Here is a 279-nt window from a genome sequence, read left to right as displayed (position 1 = left end):
CCATCACGCCACCCTCCGGCAACGCATCCATCAACCGGCCACGCGCAGCCACCAGCACCGCCGCATCCTCCAGCGACAACACCCCAGCCACATGCGCGGCAGCGATCTCCCCCACCGAATGCCCCGCCACGAAATCCGGACGCACCCCGAACGACTCCACCAACCGGAACAACGCCACCTCGACCGCGAACAACGCCGCCTGCGCATACACCGTCCGCCTCAACAGACCATCAGCAGCACCCCCCGCCCGAGCGAACAACACCTCCCGCAACGGCAGCC

1 protein-coding gene is annotated in these 279 nt (G+C 68.1%); it reads right to left on the bottom strand.

The window, feature by feature from the left end:
• Nucleotides 1-279: acyltransferase domain-containing protein (locus RM704_RS45040; protein ID WP_311593670.1), on the bottom strand; the 279-nt coding region annotated here is incomplete at both ends.

The organism is Streptomyces gottesmaniae, from assembly GCF_031845845.1.
GTDB classification, from domain to species: domain Bacteria; phylum Actinomycetota; class Actinomycetes; order Streptomycetales; family Streptomycetaceae; genus Streptomyces; species Streptomyces akebiae.
This window is presented reverse-complemented; position numbering and strand designations above follow the sequence as displayed.